At 70.1% G+C, this 14,999-nt stretch carries 14 protein-coding genes and 1 pseudogene; 5 read left to right on the forward strand and 10 right to left on the reverse strand.

The window, feature by feature from the left end; genetic code table 11:
* Window positions 1-53: 53 nt before the first annotated feature.
* The 6 genes from Acor_RS44600 to Acor_RS23250 all read right to left on the reverse strand — a co-directional run bounded on the left by Acor_RS44600 (window position 54) and on the right by Acor_RS23250 (window position 7,826).
* On the reverse strand, window positions 54-1,985 hold the full coding sequence (locus Acor_RS44600; RefSeq protein WP_155338834.1) for a fibronectin type III domain-containing protein: 1,932 nt from the start codon (window positions 1,983-1,985) through the stop codon (window positions 54-56).
* Window positions 1,986-2,280: 295 nt separating this feature from the next.
* Window positions 2,281-3,465, reverse strand: coding sequence for a multiple monosaccharide ABC transporter permease (gene mmsB / locus Acor_RS23230; RefSeq protein WP_155338835.1), 1,185 nt, complete (start codon window positions 3,463-3,465; stop codon window positions 2,281-2,283).
* Complete coding sequence (gene mmsA, locus Acor_RS23235; RefSeq protein ID WP_155338836.1) at window positions 3,462-4,994, reverse strand: multiple monosaccharide ABC transporter ATP-binding protein; 1,533 nt, start codon at window positions 4,992-4,994, stop codon at window positions 3,462-3,464. Before mmsA ends, mmsB begins: the two co-directional genes overlap by 4 nt.
* Window positions 4,991-6,130 carry a multiple monosaccharide ABC transporter substrate-binding protein gene (gene chvE / locus Acor_RS23240; protein WP_281353251.1) on the reverse strand — a complete coding sequence of 380 codons (1,140 nt, stop codon included), beginning with the start codon at window positions 6,128-6,130 and terminating at the stop codon, window positions 4,991-4,993. Before chvE ends, mmsA begins: the two co-directional genes overlap by 4 nt.
* 98 nt (window positions 6,131-6,228) lie before the next feature.
* Window positions 6,229-7,386 carry a CoA transferase gene (locus Acor_RS23245; RefSeq protein WP_174876191.1) on the reverse strand — a complete coding sequence of 386 codons (1,158 nt, stop codon included), beginning with the start codon at window positions 7,384-7,386 and terminating at the stop codon, window positions 6,229-6,231.
* Entirely contained in the window at window positions 7,383-7,826 is a 444-nt protein-coding gene (locus Acor_RS23250; RefSeq protein WP_174876192.1) for a MarR family winged helix-turn-helix transcriptional regulator, read from the reverse strand. Before Acor_RS23250 ends, Acor_RS23245 begins: the two co-directional genes overlap by 4 nt.
* Before the next feature lie 124 nt (window positions 7,827-7,950).
* On the opposite strand from Acor_RS23250, the gene Acor_RS23255 reads away from it, so the two are divergent.
* Complete coding sequence (locus Acor_RS23255) at window positions 7,951-8,712, forward strand: FAS1-like dehydratase domain-containing protein (protein ID WP_155338837.1); 762 nt, start codon at window positions 7,951-7,953, stop codon at window positions 8,710-8,712.
* Here the strand turns inward: Acor_RS23255 and Acor_RS46360 are convergent.
* The 3 genes and pseudogenes from Acor_RS46360 to Acor_RS23265 form a co-directional block, all read right to left on the reverse strand.
* Entirely contained in the window at window positions 8,661-9,485 is an 825-nt protein-coding gene (locus tag Acor_RS46360; protein WP_422664830.1) for a site-specific integrase, read from the reverse strand. The genes Acor_RS23255 and Acor_RS46360 overlap by 52 nt on opposite strands.
* Window positions 9,459-10,706 (reverse strand): annotated as a pseudogene (locus tag Acor_RS46365) (RNA polymerase sigma factor); the annotation flags it as partial. The gene Acor_RS46360 and the pseudogene Acor_RS46365, both read right to left, overlap by 27 nt.
* 39 nt (window positions 10,707-10,745) lie before the next feature.
* Complete coding sequence (locus Acor_RS23265) at window positions 10,746-11,072, reverse strand: YciI family protein (RefSeq protein WP_155338839.1); 327 nt, start codon at window positions 11,070-11,072, stop codon at window positions 10,746-10,748.
* 259 nt (window positions 11,073-11,331) lie between these two features.
* On the opposite strand from Acor_RS23265, the gene Acor_RS23270 reads away from it, so the two are divergent.
* The 4 genes from Acor_RS23270 to Acor_RS23285 all read left to right on the forward strand — a co-directional run bounded on the left by Acor_RS23270 (window position 11,332) and on the right by Acor_RS23285 (window position 14,222).
* Window positions 11,332-12,066 carry a DUF998 domain-containing protein gene (locus tag Acor_RS23270; RefSeq protein WP_155338840.1) on the forward strand — a complete coding sequence of 245 codons (735 nt, stop codon included), beginning with the start codon at window positions 11,332-11,334 and terminating at the stop codon, window positions 12,064-12,066.
* Between the two features lie 63 nt (window positions 12,067-12,129).
* The gene (locus Acor_RS23275; protein ID WP_218034433.1) at window positions 12,130-12,666 is read left to right on the forward strand and encodes an NUDIX hydrolase family protein; all 537 of its coding nucleotides are present in this window, start codon (window positions 12,130-12,132) and stop codon (window positions 12,664-12,666) included.
* Complete coding sequence (locus Acor_RS23280; protein WP_155338841.1) at window positions 12,666-13,535, forward strand: GNAT family N-acetyltransferase; 870 nt, start codon at window positions 12,666-12,668, stop codon at window positions 13,533-13,535. The genes Acor_RS23275 and Acor_RS23280 overlap by 1 nt, the downstream gene beginning before the upstream one ends.
* Before the next feature lie 30 nt (window positions 13,536-13,565).
* Complete coding sequence (locus tag Acor_RS23285) at window positions 13,566-14,222, forward strand: class I SAM-dependent methyltransferase (RefSeq protein ID WP_155338842.1); 657 nt, start codon at window positions 13,566-13,568, stop codon at window positions 14,220-14,222.
* Here the strand turns inward: Acor_RS23285 and Acor_RS23290 are convergent.
* A complete protein-coding gene (locus Acor_RS23290; RefSeq protein ID WP_155338899.1) occupies window positions 14,219-14,893 on the reverse strand; it encodes a nucleotidyltransferase domain-containing protein in 675 nt (224 codons plus the stop codon). The genes Acor_RS23285 and Acor_RS23290 overlap by 4 nt on opposite strands.
* Between the last annotated feature and the right edge of the window lie 106 nt (window positions 14,894-14,999).

Raw genomic sequence — 14,999 nt, forward strand, 5'->3', positions numbered from 1 at the left:
CGCCGCCCGCCGCTCGGTGACCCACGTTACGGAACGCGGCCGACAATCGTGAATCAGGTGGCGACCAGGTCGAACTCCTCCCACCCGCCGATCGCGGCCCGGTTGGCGATCAGCGCCTGGGCGCCCGCGCCTTCGGCGCAGACGTACTGGTTGTTGGCCTGGGCGCGCAGGCTGACCGAGCCGTTCGGGTTGGTGACCAGCGCGAAGGTCTCCCAGGGGCCGACCGAGGCGCGGTTGGCGATCAGCGCCTGGACGCCGGCGGCCTCGGCGCAGACGTACTGGTTGTTGGCGCGGGCGCGCAGCGCGATGTTGCCGTTGCCGAGGTTGACGCGCTCGAACTGCTGGGCCGTGCCGGCCGAGGTGGCGTTGGCGATCAGCGCCGCGCCGGTCGCGGCCGTGACGAAACGGCTGTTGACGCGGGCCCGCAGCGCCACGAACGCGCTCGCCGCCGGGGTGGTCACGTTGACCGTGTTCGAGGGGGCGGAGACGTTCCCGGCCGCGTCGCGGGCGGTGACGTTGAAGCTGTACGCGGTGGACGCGGCCAGCCCCGTGACCGTGAACGGCGAGCTGGCAGGCGAGGCGACCACTGTGGTCCCGCGCCGCACCTGGTAGCCGGTGACCCCGACGTTGTCGGACGCGGCCGACCACGACAGCGTCAAGCTGGTCGACGTCGTGGCCGTGACCTGCAGGTTGCCGGGGGCGGTGGGGGCCTGGGTGTCGCCGCCGCCACCCGCGACCGGAGGCGTCGGCCGGACCGCGGTGAGGGCGATCTGGCCCTTCAGCATGCGGCCGCCGTCGCCGGTGAGCCGCAGGTAGTAGTCCGAGGAGCAGAACGTGCGGTCCTCGTCCAGGGCCAGCAGGCCGGAGTTGGCCGGCACGGTCGCCAGCGTCTCGGCGGTCTTGGCGATCTGGTTGCCCTCGTTGAACTCGTCGAACATCGAGATGTAGATGCCCTGGCAGCCCGCGCGGATCACGTTGTAGAACTGCCGCCACATGAAGTCGCCGTGCGCGCGGTGCCGGCGGGTCACCTCGCCGGGCATCACGCAGGGCTGGTAGTCGATCCCGCGGGCGTTGCATTCGGCCTGGTCGGGGACGGTGAGGTTGGTGTAGAAGTTGTCGGCGTCCTGGATGGTGCTGATCCGGCCGACCATCCACGGCGAGATCATGTTGAAGGCGCGGTAGACGTCGATGAAGCCCGGACGGGAGTCGTTGATGCCCTGCCGCCAGTAGGTGGGCACTCCGCCGATCACGTAGCAGCCCTGGGCCTTGAACCAGTTGACCACTTCGAGGCAGGGGGCCGGCGTGAAGGGGCGGGACGGCTCGCTGAAGCCGAAGCCCCAGATGCAGACGACCGGCTTGCCGTTCTGCCTGGCGTACATCGGGGAGGCCAGGTGGGCCGACATCTTGTTCAGCCAGTCGGCCTTGATCTCCGACTGCATGTTGGTCCAGCTGGTGACGTCGTACATGACGTACCACTTGCGGCCGTTGGCCTCGGCCGCCTGGCGGACCTTCACCGTCATCGCGTCCCGGGTCGGGCCTTCGCCCCCGTTCGGGTTGAACCGCTGCAAAGCGGCCGTGTCGATGTTGTTCTCCCGCATCCAGCGGAAATGCGCGTCCACGACCTGCTGGTCCCAGCTGGAGAATAGGGTGGCGGGCTGCCCGTTGTTCAGGTTCGAGTACGCGGTCACGTACGTCTTGGTGAACTCCCGCATGTCCGGCCAGGCCACGATCGTGTTGTTGCCCGGCGACGGCGCCACCTGGTTGTTGGCGCCGCTCCAGTGCCACCAGGCGTTGATCGGGGCGCCGTCGCCCTTGCAGGCGAACCAGCCCTGGTAGCCCACCGTGATCTTCCCGACCACGTCCCCTGGCGGGCTCGCCGCGTTCGCCGCGTTCGACAGCGCCGACAGCATCGTGGTCGACGATGCGGCGGCGAGAGCGGATCCGGTCACTGCGGAGGCCAGGAAGCCCCGGCGCGAGACGGTCACGTGCAACTCCTTCGTTTTGAGGGATCGTTCACGCACGTCGCGCCCGCTGGCGGAGATCGAGTCGGCGAAACGGAATCGAGGGCTTCATGCCAACAGAAACGCCACCAAGAGACACGAAGCGGATCCTGTTATCGCCGCGTAACATCGGACCGCTGGCGTCATCTTGACAGGATTCGATACGCAAACGCAACACTCAAAAATACGGAGGAAACTTCTGTACAACCTGCACGCAAGAGGATGCGTGGTGTGGACGCTCCAGCTGTGGCGTGCGATCGGTCCAGGATTCATCGGACCTCTAGCGCGTGGCGCGGCGTTTGGTCCAGACGTCGAAGGCGACCGCGGCGAGCAGCACGACGCCCTTCACGAGCATGACGCGCTCGCTCGGCGAGCCGATCAGGGACATGCCGTTGTTGATGACGCCCATGATGAGGCCGCCGGTGATGGCGCCGACGACCTTGCCGACACCGCCCTGGACGGCCGCGCCGCCGATGAAGGCGGCGGCGATGGCGTCGAGCTCGAAGGCGTTGCCGGCGGTGGGGCCGGCCTGGTTGAGGCGGCCGGCGAAGATGACGCCGGCGAGGGCGGCCAGCACGCCCATGTTGACGAAGATCCAGAAGACGACCTGGCGGACGTTGATCCCGGAGAGCTGGGCGGCCTGCAGGTTGCCGCCGATGGCGTAGATCTGGCGGCCGAAGACGGCGCGGGTGGTGAGCAGGGAGTAGGCCAGGACCAGCAGGGCGAGCAGCACCAGCACCCAGGGCAGGTTCTTGAAGCGGGCCAGCTGGACCACCACGACGATGATCACGGCGGCGGCGGTGAGGAGTTTGAGCAGGAAGACCGGGAGCGGGTCGACGCTCTGGCGGTAGCCGAGGCGGGCGGCGCGGGCGCGCCACTGGGTGGCCGCCATGCCGGCGATGGCCAGGGCGCCGACGATCAGGCTGAACAGGTCGGCGCCGCCGAGCGGGCCCAGGCCGATGTTGCCCAGGTAGCCGTCGGTGAAGCCGTTGGACAGCGTCCGTACCGGATCGGGGAAGGGGCCGATGCCCTGGTTGCCGAGGACGGTGAGGGTGAGGGCGCGGAACAGCAGCATGCCGGCCAGGGTGACGATGAAGGCGGGGATGCCGTAGTAGGCGATCCAGTAGCCCTGCCAGGCGCCGATGACGCCGCCCGCGATCAGGGTGATCACCAGGGCGAGCGGCCAGGGCAGGCCGTACTCGACCATCAGGACGGCGGCGATCGCGCCGGTCACGGCCACCACCGAGCCGACCGACAGGTCGATGTGACCGGCGATGATGATCAGGATCATGCCGATGGACAGGATCAGGATGTAGGAGTTCTGGACGATGATGTTGGAGATGTTCTGCGGCTGCAGCAGAGCGCCGTCGGTCAGGATCGAGAAGAGCACGACGATCAGCGCGAACGCGATGTAGATGCCGCTCTGGCGGATGTTCAGCGACCGGCCGAGCAGGGAAGTCGTCATCGGGGCTGTTCCTTGGTCATCAGCTGCATGAGGCGTTCCTGGGTGGCGTCGGCGCGGGCCAGTTCGCCGGTGACGCGCCCGGCCGACAGGGTGTAGATCCGGTCGCAGAGGCCGAGGAGTTCCGGCAGTTCTGAGGAGATGACCAGCAGCGCCTTCCCGGCGTCGGCCAGCCGGTTGATGATCGAGTAGATCTCGTACTTGGCGCCGACGTCGATGCCGCGGGTGGGTTCGTCCAGGATCAGCACGTCCGCGTCCGTGAAGATCCACTTGGACAGCACGACCTTCTGCTGGTTGCCGCCGCTGAGCTTGCCGGTGACGCTGAGCACGCTGGGCGCCTTGATGCCGAGGTCGTGGCGGTACTGGTCGGCGACGCGGTACTCCTCGTTGTCGTCGACCCAGCCGCGCCGGGCCAGCCGGCCCAGGTCGGCGGCGGAGATGTTGCGTTTGATGTCCTCGATCAGGTTGAGTCCGTAGCGTTTGCGGTCCTCGGTGGCGTACGCGATGCCGTGCCGGATCGCGTCGCGCACCGTCCGGATCTCGACCTGCCTGCCGTCGCGGTAGATCCGGCCGGAGATGTCCGTGCCGTAGGCGCGGCCGAAGACGCTCATCGCCAGCTCGGTACGGCCCGCGCCCATCAGCCCGGCCAGCCCGACGATCTCGCCGCGGCACACCGACAGGGTGGCCCCCGAGACGACGGCACGCCCCCGCTGCACCGGGCTGTGCACCGTCCAGTCCTCGATCCGCAGCGCTTCCCGGCCGATGTCCGGCTCGTGCGGCGGGAACCGGTGTTCCAGGTCGCGGCCGACCATGCCGGAGATGATGCGGTCCTCGGTCACCCGGTCGGTCGCCAGGTCCAGGGTCTCGATCAGCTTCCCGTCCCGCAGGATGGTGATCGAGTCGGCGATCGAGGCGACCTCGTTCAGCTTGTGGGAGATGATCACGCAGGTGACGCCCTCGGCGCGCAGGCCGCGCAGCAGGTCCAGCAGGTGCGCCGAGTCCTCGTCGTTGAGCGCCGCGGTCGGCTCGTCCAGGATGAGCAGCCGGACCTCCTTGGCCAGCGCCTTGGCGATCTCGACCAGCTGCTGCTTGCCGACCCCGATGTCGGCCACCGTGGTGACCGGGAGCTCCCGCAGGCCGACCCGCTCCAGCAGCAGGCCGGCCTCGTGGTTGGTGCGGTTCCAGTCCACCAGGCCGCGCCTGGACCGCTCGTTGCCGAGGAAGATGTTCTCCGCGATCGACAGCTGCGGGCAGAGCGCGAGCTCCTGGTGGATGATGACGATCCCGCGCCGCTCGCTGTCCCGGATGTCGGCGAACCGGCCGGGGGCGCCGTCGAAGGTGATCTCACCCTCGTACGACCCGTGCGGGTACACCCCCGACAGCACCTTCATCAACGTCGACTTGCCGGCGCCGTTCTCCCCGCAAATCGCGTGGATCTCGCCCCGGCGCACCGACAGGTTCACGTCGTGCAGCGCCCGTACGCCGGGGAAGGTCTTGGTGATCGCGCGCATGCGCAGGATGTCATCGCTCATCCGAGCTGCGACGCCTGGTAGTAGCCGGTGTCGATCAGCGCCTGCTGGTAGTTGGCCTTGTCCACGATGATCGGTTCGAGCAGGAACGACGGCACGACCTTGTTGCCGTTCTCGTAGTCGGTGGTGTTGTTCACCTCGGGCGTGCCGCCCTTGAGCAGGGCGTCGGTCATCTTCACGGTGACGTCGGCCAGCTGCCGGGTGTCCTTGTAGATCGTCGAGTACTGCTCGTCCGCGATGATCGACTTGACCGAGGCCAGCTCGGCGTCCTGCCCGGTCACGATCGGGTACGGCTGCCCGGACGTGCCGTAGCCGTTGCTCTTCAGCGCCGACAGGATCCCGATCGACAGCCCGTCGTACGGCGAGAGCACGCCCGCCACCTGGTCGCCGCCGCTGTAGGTCTTGGTGAGGATGTCCTCCATCCGCTTCTGCGCCGTGGCCGGATCCCAGCGCAGGATGGCGACGGTCTTGAAGTCGGTCTGGCCGCTCCGCACCACCAGGGTGCCCTTGTCGATGTGCGGCTTGAGGATGGACATCGCGCCGTTGAAGAAGAAGGTGGCGTTGTTGTCGTCGGGGGAACCGGCGAACAGTTCGACGTTGAACGGGCCCTTCGCGTCGCCCGCGGAGCCGTCGGCGTTCAGCACCTTCAGGCCGGTCAGTAGCGAGGTGGCCTGCTGCACGCCCACCTTGAAGTTGTCGAAGGTGGCGTAGTAGTCCACGTTCGGGCTGTTGCGGATCAACCGGTCGTAGGCGATGACCGGGATCTTCTTGTCCGCCGCCTCCTGCAGCTGGGTGGTGATCGCGGTGCCGTCGATCGAGGCGATGATCAGCAGCTTGGCGCCCTTGGTGATCTGGTTCTCGATCTGGTTGACCTGGGTGGGGATGTCGTTCTCCGCGTACTGCAGGTCGACCTGGTAGCCCAGCTTTTCTAGCCCGGCCTTGACGTTGTCGCCGTCGTGGATCCAGCGTTCGGAGGACTTGGTCGGCATGGTGACGCCGACCAGGGCGCCCGCGTTTCCGGCCGAGGCGGGGGCGGAGGCTTCCTGGTCGACTGTCTTCTCGCTGGAACCGCAGGCGGCGAGCCCGACAGCGAGAGCGACGATGGCGGCCATTCTGGTCAGGGAAGAGGGGTCCATCATGGGGATGACTGTTATCGTTAACATTAGGCTTGTCAATAACAAGCCGGTAACAGCGGGATGGGCTGCTCATTCAGTCCGATCGGCGGTCGGTTGCGCTCTCATCGCACGACGCGGCGGGTCGCCAGGTCGGCGATGGCGGGGGCGTCCAGGCCGAGCCAGCCGGTCAGGACGGCGGCGGTGTCCTGGCCGAGCAGCGGAGCGGGCCGGGGTTCCTGGCCGCCGGCGACCGGGCCGGGAACGGGGTAGCGGCCGGCGCCGGGCTGGTCGATCTCGGTGAAGAGCGGGCCCAGGGTGGCGGTGAATTCGGCGATGGTGCGGTATTCGCTCCAGAGGACCTGGCTCGCGTCCAGGCGGGGCGTCAGGTCGGCGAGGGTGTGCCGGGCGAACCACGGGGCGAGCAGCGCGGTGATCAGGTGGCGGTGGCGGTAGCGGGCCTGCTCCCCGGCGAAACGTTCGCCCAGGTTCTCCTCCAGGGCGGCGATCACCTTGCCGGTGCCGGTCAGGTCGACGAGGGAGTGCCAGTGGCGTTCGGTCAGCGCGACGATCATGACGCGGCGGCCGTCGGCGGTGCCGAAATCGGTGCCGTAGCCGCCGTACAGGTAGTTGCCGTCGCGTTCCCTGGCCGCGCCGTTGAGCACCACGTCGGCGACGAAGCCGAGGTGGCCCATGGTGGCCGCGGCGACGTCGGACAGGCTGATGTCGATCAGGCTTCCCGCCCCCGTACGGCGTCGCGCGCGTTCGGCCGCGACGACGGCGAGCGCCGCGTGCAGGCCGGTCAGCAGGTCCCAGGCCGGGAGCACGTGGTTGACCGGGCCGCCGGGCGGGCCGGTGATCCAGGGCAGGCCGACCTCGGCGTTGACGGTGTAGTCGACCGCGGGGCGGCCGTCGGGGTGGCCGGAGATCCGTACCGCGATGAGATCGGCACGGCGGGCGCGCAGCGCGTCGGGGCCGAGCCAGCCGGTGGCGGGCGCGTTGGTGACCAGGATGCCGTGCACGTTCAGCAGGGCGTAGACCAGCTCGCGGCCCGCCGGGGCGCGCAGGTCGATCTCGATCGAACGTTTGCCCTTGTTCAGGCCGGTCCAGTAGAGGCTCGCGCCGGACGGGGCCAGCGGGGAGCGGCGGTGGTCGGGCGCGCCGCCGATCGGGTCCACCCGGACCACGTCCGCCCCCAGCTGGGCCAGGGTCATCGTCGCCGACGGGCCCGCGACGTAGGTCGAGAGGTCCAGGATGTGCAGCCCGGCGAGCGGCCCGGTCACGGTGTTTCTGGGTCGCAGAGCCGTTCCAGCACGGGGACCGCGTGCAGCAGCGCGGTCACCTCGTCGGGGGAGAGCCGGTCCAGGTGGCCGGAGAGCCAGACCTCGCGGCTGCGCAGGATCCGGGCGCGTTCCAGCATGCCGGCGTTGGTCAGCCGGATCAGGGTGGCCCGGCGGTCGACCGTGTCCTGCTCGCGGGAGATCAGGCCGAGTTCGAACAGCCGGTTCAGCGAGCGGGTCACCGACGGCGGGCTGACGCCCTCGGTGGCGGCCAGGTCGCCGGCTGTGGTGGGCTGGTTGCGGGCCACGTTGAAGAGCAGGGAGATCAACGCGTACGACAGGCCTTCGTCGTTCTGCTGGCGGAGCACCCGGCCCAGGCGTCCGAGCGCCATCCGTAGCCGGGTGAGTTCCTCGTGGCTGACACGGGATGCCGCAGTCGTCATTCCGCTCCCGGTGGTGGAGGGATTGCGTTGCAATAATGATAACCCATTTCCCGGCATACGCATGATTCCGAAATAGCATCACAAATTACTTTGCGGCGGTTGCATAAATGAGAGGAGCTGGTTCATGGACATCCGGCGGGAAGGGCTAATCGACCCGCACGCCGTGCGGGCCCTGGCGGGGCTGCTCGGGACCGAGGCGGGCGAGCGGCTGCCGCCGATGTGGCACTGGGCGCACCTGCTGGACGAGTGGCGGCAGGACGAGCTCGGGCCGGACGGGCATCCGCTGGCGGGGCAGCCCGGCCCCGGCCGGACCCGGATGTTCGCGGGCGGGCGGACCACGCACCTGCGGGCGCTGCGGGTGGGCGAGGCGGCCGTGCGGACCACCCGGGTGGTCGCGTCGGCGGACAAGACCGGCCGCTCCGGCCCGCTGACCTTCGTGACGGTACGGAACGAGATCCACCAGGGCGGCGAACCGGCCGTCGTCGAGGAACAGGATCTCGTGTACCGGCCGCCGGGGATTTTGCCGAAAACCGGCGCGGGCTTGCCGATGGGGGAACCGCGTCTCACTTTCGACGTCGATCCGGTGGTGTTGTTCCGGTTCTCCGCGCTCACTTATAACGCGCATCGCATTCACTATGACCACCGGTTCGCCGCCGGTGAGGGATACCCGGACCTCGTGGTGCACGGGCCGCTGCTGATCGTGCTCATGGCGGAGCTGTTCCGGCGGACCGGCCTGGACCTGATCGGGACGGAGTTCGCCTACCGGCTGCTCGCGCCCGCGATCGGGCCGCAGCGGCTCACGGTGGCCATGGCCGGGCCCGGCTCGGCCGAGGTCTACGACGGGGAGGGGCGCCGGGTCGCGGCGGGTTCTGTCAGTCGCAGTTGATACAAGGTGTTGCCATGCGACGCCTGCTTGAACAGATACTCCGCCCGTTCGTAGGACAGGCGGCGGCGGCCTGTCTCCGGGCACAGGTCGCGGGACGGCGGCGTCCGGGCCGGGGCCGGGCGCCGGTCGGCCAGGAACAGCGGGCCCCGGCGGCGGCCGGCGATGAGCTGGGGGAGGAGCCCGGCCGTGCGCGGTCCCCACAGGGTGCCGCGCGTGTGGTCGCCGATGTCCTCGATGTCCTCGATGCCCCCTGTGCCCCCTGTGCCCCCGATGCTCTTCACGTCCTCGATGTCGAGGGAGAGGGCCAGGGCGGCGGTGGCCGTGCTCTCGTAGAGCATCGTCCAGAGGGTGCGTTCGCGCAGGGCGAGGCCGGGGCGCGCCAGCAGGGCTTCGACGAAGACGGGGTCCAGGGCGGGGGTTCTGCCCCGTGGTTCGTGGCGGCGGCCGAGCCGGGCGGCGGGGTCGGCGGTGTGCCAGCCCCGGTCGCGGGCCGCCCACGCGGCGAAGGAGCGGACGGCCGCGCGGTGCCGGTTCCAGGTCGCGTCCGCCGCGCCGCCCCACGCGGCGGCGAACAGCTCGGCGACCCGCTCGGCGGTCACCTCGGGCAGCGGGATCCCGGCGCCGAGGTGGGCGAGCATCCGGTTCATGGTGTGCCGGTAGGCGCGGAGCGTCCCCGCGTCCAGGTCGGCGCGGTCCAGGAACGCGGCGACGGCGTGGCCGAGCGTGACCGCGTCGTCCCGGCCGCCGCAGGCGGCGGCGCGTTTCAGCAGGATCGCGCGCTCGGGCGTGTTCTGGGCGAGTTCGGCGGCGCGCTCGAACTCGGCGCGCGCCTCGGTGCTGCGGCCGAGCCTGGCCAGCAGGTCGCCCCGCACGCCCGGCAGCAGATGGTAGTTGCGCATCGCTGGCTCGGCCAGCAGCGGATCCGCCAGGGCCAGGCCCGCCTCGGGGCCGTCCGCCATCGCGACCGCGACCGCGCGGTTGAGCTGCACGACCGGGGTGGGCAGCACCCGGAACAGCGCGTCGTAGAGCGCCGCGATCTGGGCCCAGTCGGTGCCGGCCGCCGTGGCGGCCTGGGCGTGGCAGACCGCGATGGCGGCCTGCAGGACGTACGGGCCCAGCGGGCCGCCGGCGGTCCTGGCCTGGAGCAGCGCCGTCATGCCCCGGCGGATCAGCAGCCGATCCCAGCGCCCGCGATTCTGCTCGTGCAGCGGGATCGGCTCGCCCTCTGGGCCGGTTCTGGCCTCGGCCCGCGACGCCTGCAACTCCATCAGCGCGACCAGGCCGAGCACCTCGGCCTCACCGGGCATCAGCTGGGCCAGCACCCGGCCGAGCCGCAACGCCTCCAGGCACAATCCCGGCCGGATCAGGTCCTCGCCCGCCGTGGCCGCGTAGCCCTCGTTGAACACCAGGTAGATGACTTCGAGCACCGAAGACAGCCGGGCGGCGCGCTCCCGCCCCTCGGGCACCTCGAACGGGATCCGCCGGGCGGCCAGCGTGCGCTTGGCCCGGACGATCCGCTGCGCGACCGCGGTCTCCGACACCAGGAACGCGCGTGCGATCTCCTCGGTCCGCAGGCCGCCGACGAGCCGTAGGGTCAGCGCCAGCCGCGCCTCGGTGGTCAGTGCGGGGTGGCAGGAGATGAACATCAGCCGCAGGACGTCGTCGCCGACCTCGTCGCCGTCCGGTGCCAGGTCGAGGGACTCGTCGGGCTGGGTGGTGAGCTCGTGCGCGAGCTGTTCGTGCTTGCGGTCCAGCCGTTCGGCGCGGCGCAGGTGGTCGATGGCCCGGCGTTTGGCGATGGCCATCAGCCAGGCGCCCGGATTGTCCGGGACGCCTGACTCAGGCCATCGCTCAAGCGCGGCCAGGAGCGCGTCCTGCGCGAACTCCTCGGCCAGGCCGACATCGCCTGTCATCCGGACCAGGCCGGCGACGATCCGCGCGGACTCCAGCTTCCAGACGCCGTCGACCGCTGCGTGCGCGTCCCACGACGTCATGATCGGATCATCGCCTCGGCCTGCCGTCGATGCGCGGGGTTATTCGGGGCCGAACACCTGCTGCATGTCGCCCACGCCGTCGCCGACGATCTGCCAGAACCGGCGGGACAGCTCGATGGCCTCCTCCTTGGAGCGCACCTCGATCAGCGCGAAGCTCACGATCGCCTCGCGCGCCTCGGTGAAAGGCCCGTCGGTGATGGTGAGGTCGCCGCCGGAGGAGGTGAAGCGGGTGCCCGCGGGGTCGAGCCCGCCGGTCGCCAGCAGCACGCCCGCCTTGGTCATCTCCTCCACGAACTTGCCCATCTCGATGTGCATCGCCTCGTCCGGGGCCGGGCCGCCGCCCTTGGTGGTCATCAGGAATCGCATGGTCTGCTCCTTGTTCGTTTCGTGCCTTTCAGCCACGCGTCGAACATCTGGCACGGAAATCGACCGTACCGGGGTTGACCTGGGATTCGACGGGATGTGACAGGTAATGCGCCCACTCAACATATGACAGGTAACGCCGAAATTTCTAGATATGGCCTGGTCGGCGGGGTGGCCGGGGCGGGAGGTCGATTCCGGGCTTCGCCGATCGACGCGTCAGCGAGGCCGGTTCGACCGGCACCGCCGCAGAAAGGGAAACGGCATGACCACCACCAAGGCCAGCGCCCAGGCCGGCACGCAAGCCAGCGCCCAGGCCGGCACGCAAGCCAGCGCCCAGACCAGCGCCCAGACCAGCACCCAGGTTGGCACCCGGACCGGCACGGGCGCGCTCCTCGTCGGCGGCGCGCTGGCCGCGCCCGTCTTCGGGATCCTGTCCTTCGGCCAGGCTTTCACCCGGGAGGGCTTCGACCTGACCCGCCACCCGCTCAGCATGCTGAGCAACGGCGACCTCGCCTGGCTCCAGATCACCACGTTCGTGCTGATGGGCGTCCTGGCCGTCGCCGGCTCGATCGGTCTCCGCCGCGCCCTGGACGGCCAGTCCGGCGGTGTCTGGGCGCCCAGGTTGATCGGGGTGTTCGGCGTCACCACCGTCCTGGCCGGGATCTTCACGCTGGAGCCGATGGACGGCTTCCCCGTCGGCACCCCGCCGGGCGTGCCGGCCTCGATGAGCTGGCACAGCCTCGTGCACAACGCCTCCGGCGCGATCGGGTTCCTCGCGCTCATCGTGGCCTGGTTCGTCCTCGCCCGGCACTACGGCCGGGCGGGCCGTACCGGATACGCGGTGGGCTCGGCGGCCAGCGGAGTGATCTTCCTGGCCGGCAACGTCTGGGCGATGTCGGGCGGGGCCGCGGGCGCGCTCGCCGTCGGGCTCGGCTCCCTGGCGGGCATCGCCTGGCTCACCGTCGTCGCCCTGGACGAGCGCGCCGGGCTTCGCTGACCGCCTCGCGCATTGTGCGGCATTGCGCGAGGTGGCCCCCGCCCTGCCGAGTACGATCGAGCAATGGCCGAAATGACCGAAACCGCGCACGGCTGGCTCGCTCCGGAAGAGCTGGAGGCCATCCGGGGGCGGATGCCGATCCTGTACGTCGACGCCGTCCCCGTCCGGGTCGACGAGTCGGGCGCGGTGACCCACGTGGGCCTGCTGCTCCGCATCGGCCCGGACGGGGCGGTCAGCCGGGCCCTGGTCTCCGGCAGGGTGCTCTACCACGAGCGGATCCGCGACGCCCTCATGCGCCACCTGGAGAAGGACCTCGGGCCGGTGGCGCTGCCCAAGATCCCGGTTTCGCCGCAGCCGTTCACGGTGGCCGAGTACTTCCCGACCCAGGACGTCACGCCCTACCACGACCCGCGCCAGCACGCGGTCTCGCTCGCCTACATCGTGCCGGTCGCGGGTGACTGCCGTCCCCGGCAGGACGCGCTCGACCTGGAGTGGTTCACCCCCGCCGAGGCCGCCTCCATGATGGTGCAGCAGGAGATGACGGGCGGCCAGGGCGTGCTGCTCAAGCAGGCCCTGGCCCATGTCGGCCGCCTGACCTGATGGCGACCATGCGGGCGTACGCCACGGGCGCGGATCTTCGCGCGATGCAGGAGCTGACCCAGCGGCTGTGGTCTGTCCGGAGTTCGTATCATGTGGGGGATCTGGCGTGGGGGCGGCTGATGTACCCGCCGGAGCTGACCGAGTGGCCGATCGCGCTCTGGGAGGACGGCGGGCGCGTGGTCGCCTGGGGGTGGGCGAACTTGCCGGGAGATTTCCGGTTACAGGTGGATCCGGAGCATCCGGAGCTGATGGGTGAGGTGCTCCAGTGGTTCAAGAGCCTCGCAGACGGTCAGCCGGTGGCGATCACGACGCTGGACGTCGAGGAGGGCCTCCGGTCGGCGCTGGCCGGTTACGGATACCTCCAGGATCCGCATGAGACGGCGTTCTTCGCCCACCACCGGCGCTCGTTGAGGCGACTGCCGGATCCGGTGGTTCCGCCCGGGTTCGTGGTGCGGCCGGTGTCGGGCGCGGCCGATCTGGTACGGCGGGTGGCCGTCCATCGGCGCTCCTGGAATTCGACCAAGGTGACCGAGGAGTCCTATCGGGCCCTGATGGGGGCCTGGCCGTACCGGGCGGATCTGGACTGGGTCGCGGAAGGGCCCGACGGCGAGTTCGCCGCCAGTTGCCTGATCTGGCTGGATGACCAGCACAGGGTCGGCCTGATCGAGCCAGTGGGGACGGTTCCGGAGTTCCGCCGCCAAGGACTGTCCCGCGCGGTCTGCCTGGCCGCCCTGCACTCCCTCCGCGACGCCGGCGGGAGCACCGCGATCGTCTGCCCCCGGGGCGACACCGGCTATCCAATCCCGCAGCGCCTGTACCGCGGCATGGGCTTCCGGCGTCAGGCCCGGACGATTCCCTACCTCGGCTGATCTGTCGTACCCGGCTGGCATGATGTGCCGATGCCACCGGACAGCTCATCGATCGCGTCCTACTGGGACGCCGCCGCTTCCTTCGACGACGAGGCCGATCACGGCCTGCTCGATCCCCGGGTCAGGGCCGCGTGGTCGGAACGCCTGCGCTCCTGGATGCCCGCCGCCCCCGCCGACGTCCTCGACCTGGGCTGCGGCACCGGCTCACTGTCCCTGCTCCTGGCCCAGCAGAGACACCGGCCGGTCGGCGTAGACCTGGCGCCCCTGATGGTCGATCAGGCCCGGCGCAAACTCAGCACGGCAGGCTTCGACGCCCCGATGCTGGTGGGCGACGCGGCCGGCCCGCCAGAAGCGGCGGGAACAGCCTTCGACGTGATCCTCTCCCGCCACCTGCTGTGGACCCTGCCCGACCCCGAGCGGGCACTGAGCCGCTGGACCGGCCTGCTCCGTCCAGGCGGCCGCCTGGTCCTCGTCGAGGGCCGCTGGGCCACCTCGGCCGAACCCGAGGAAGACCAGTCCTACGCGGACCCCGGCTCGCTCCCGTGGCGGGGCGGCGTCACCGCCGAAGATCTCCAGCGGGCGCTGCGCCCGCTGGTGAGAACCTCGCGCGTCGAGCCGCTCCCGGATCCCGATCTGTGGGGCCGGCCCATCCACGACGAGAGATACGCCGTGGTCGCCTTCGTCTAGTTCGTCTTCCGTACCGCGATCAGGAAGTCCTCCACGGCGGCCCGGTCGGGATCGGCGGGCAGGCCGTCCGGGGCCTCGTCGAGGTCGGCGATCAGTCTGGCGCGCCAGGCTTGGACCTCGGGCCAGGGGATTTCGCCGCGCCGGATCGCGAGCAGCCGGTCGCGATGGCCGCCCACGTGGACGAGGGGTTCGCCGTGCAGGGCCAGGTGGCGGCCGGAGAGCAGCAGGCGGATCATGTGCATCGCCGACTTCCACTTCGGCGATTCGGGGTCGATCCGTTTGCGGAGGGTGTCGGCGTACTCCAGGAAGCTTTTCCGGGCCCGCCGGGACAGGAACGCGGGGCGTAATTCCCGTAGCTCCGCGCCGATCGGGGTGACGCGTTCCACGATGGGGGACCACAGGCATTCGATGACGGTGGGGTCGCAGGTCAGGGCCAGGCTGACGAAGCGTTCGATCTCCCAGGAGAACTGTTCGGGCAGCGGGCCGTCCAGATGGGTCGGCGGCTTGTCGAGACGCCAGAACGAGGACGTCGGGGCCGCGTAGACGCCCCGGCGGTCGGTGTCGGAGGCGGCGGTGTCCAGGCCCTGGGCCCGGGAGCCGACCACGACCGAGAGGACCGTGTGGTCGGTATCAGGTTCATGGGTGTAACGCTGCCACCAGGAGAACGATATAGGAAAATAGGGAAGGGCGAATCGGGCATCTGGCTCGGACAGGCGTTGTTCGCTAGCCTCCACCCGTGACGATGCAAGCAGACGCGACTCTGCACGAGGATGACGG

It is taken from the genome of Acrocarpospora corrugata (genome assembly GCF_009687845.1).
Lineage (GTDB): Bacteria > Actinomycetota > Actinomycetes > Streptosporangiales > Streptosporangiaceae > Acrocarpospora > Acrocarpospora corrugata.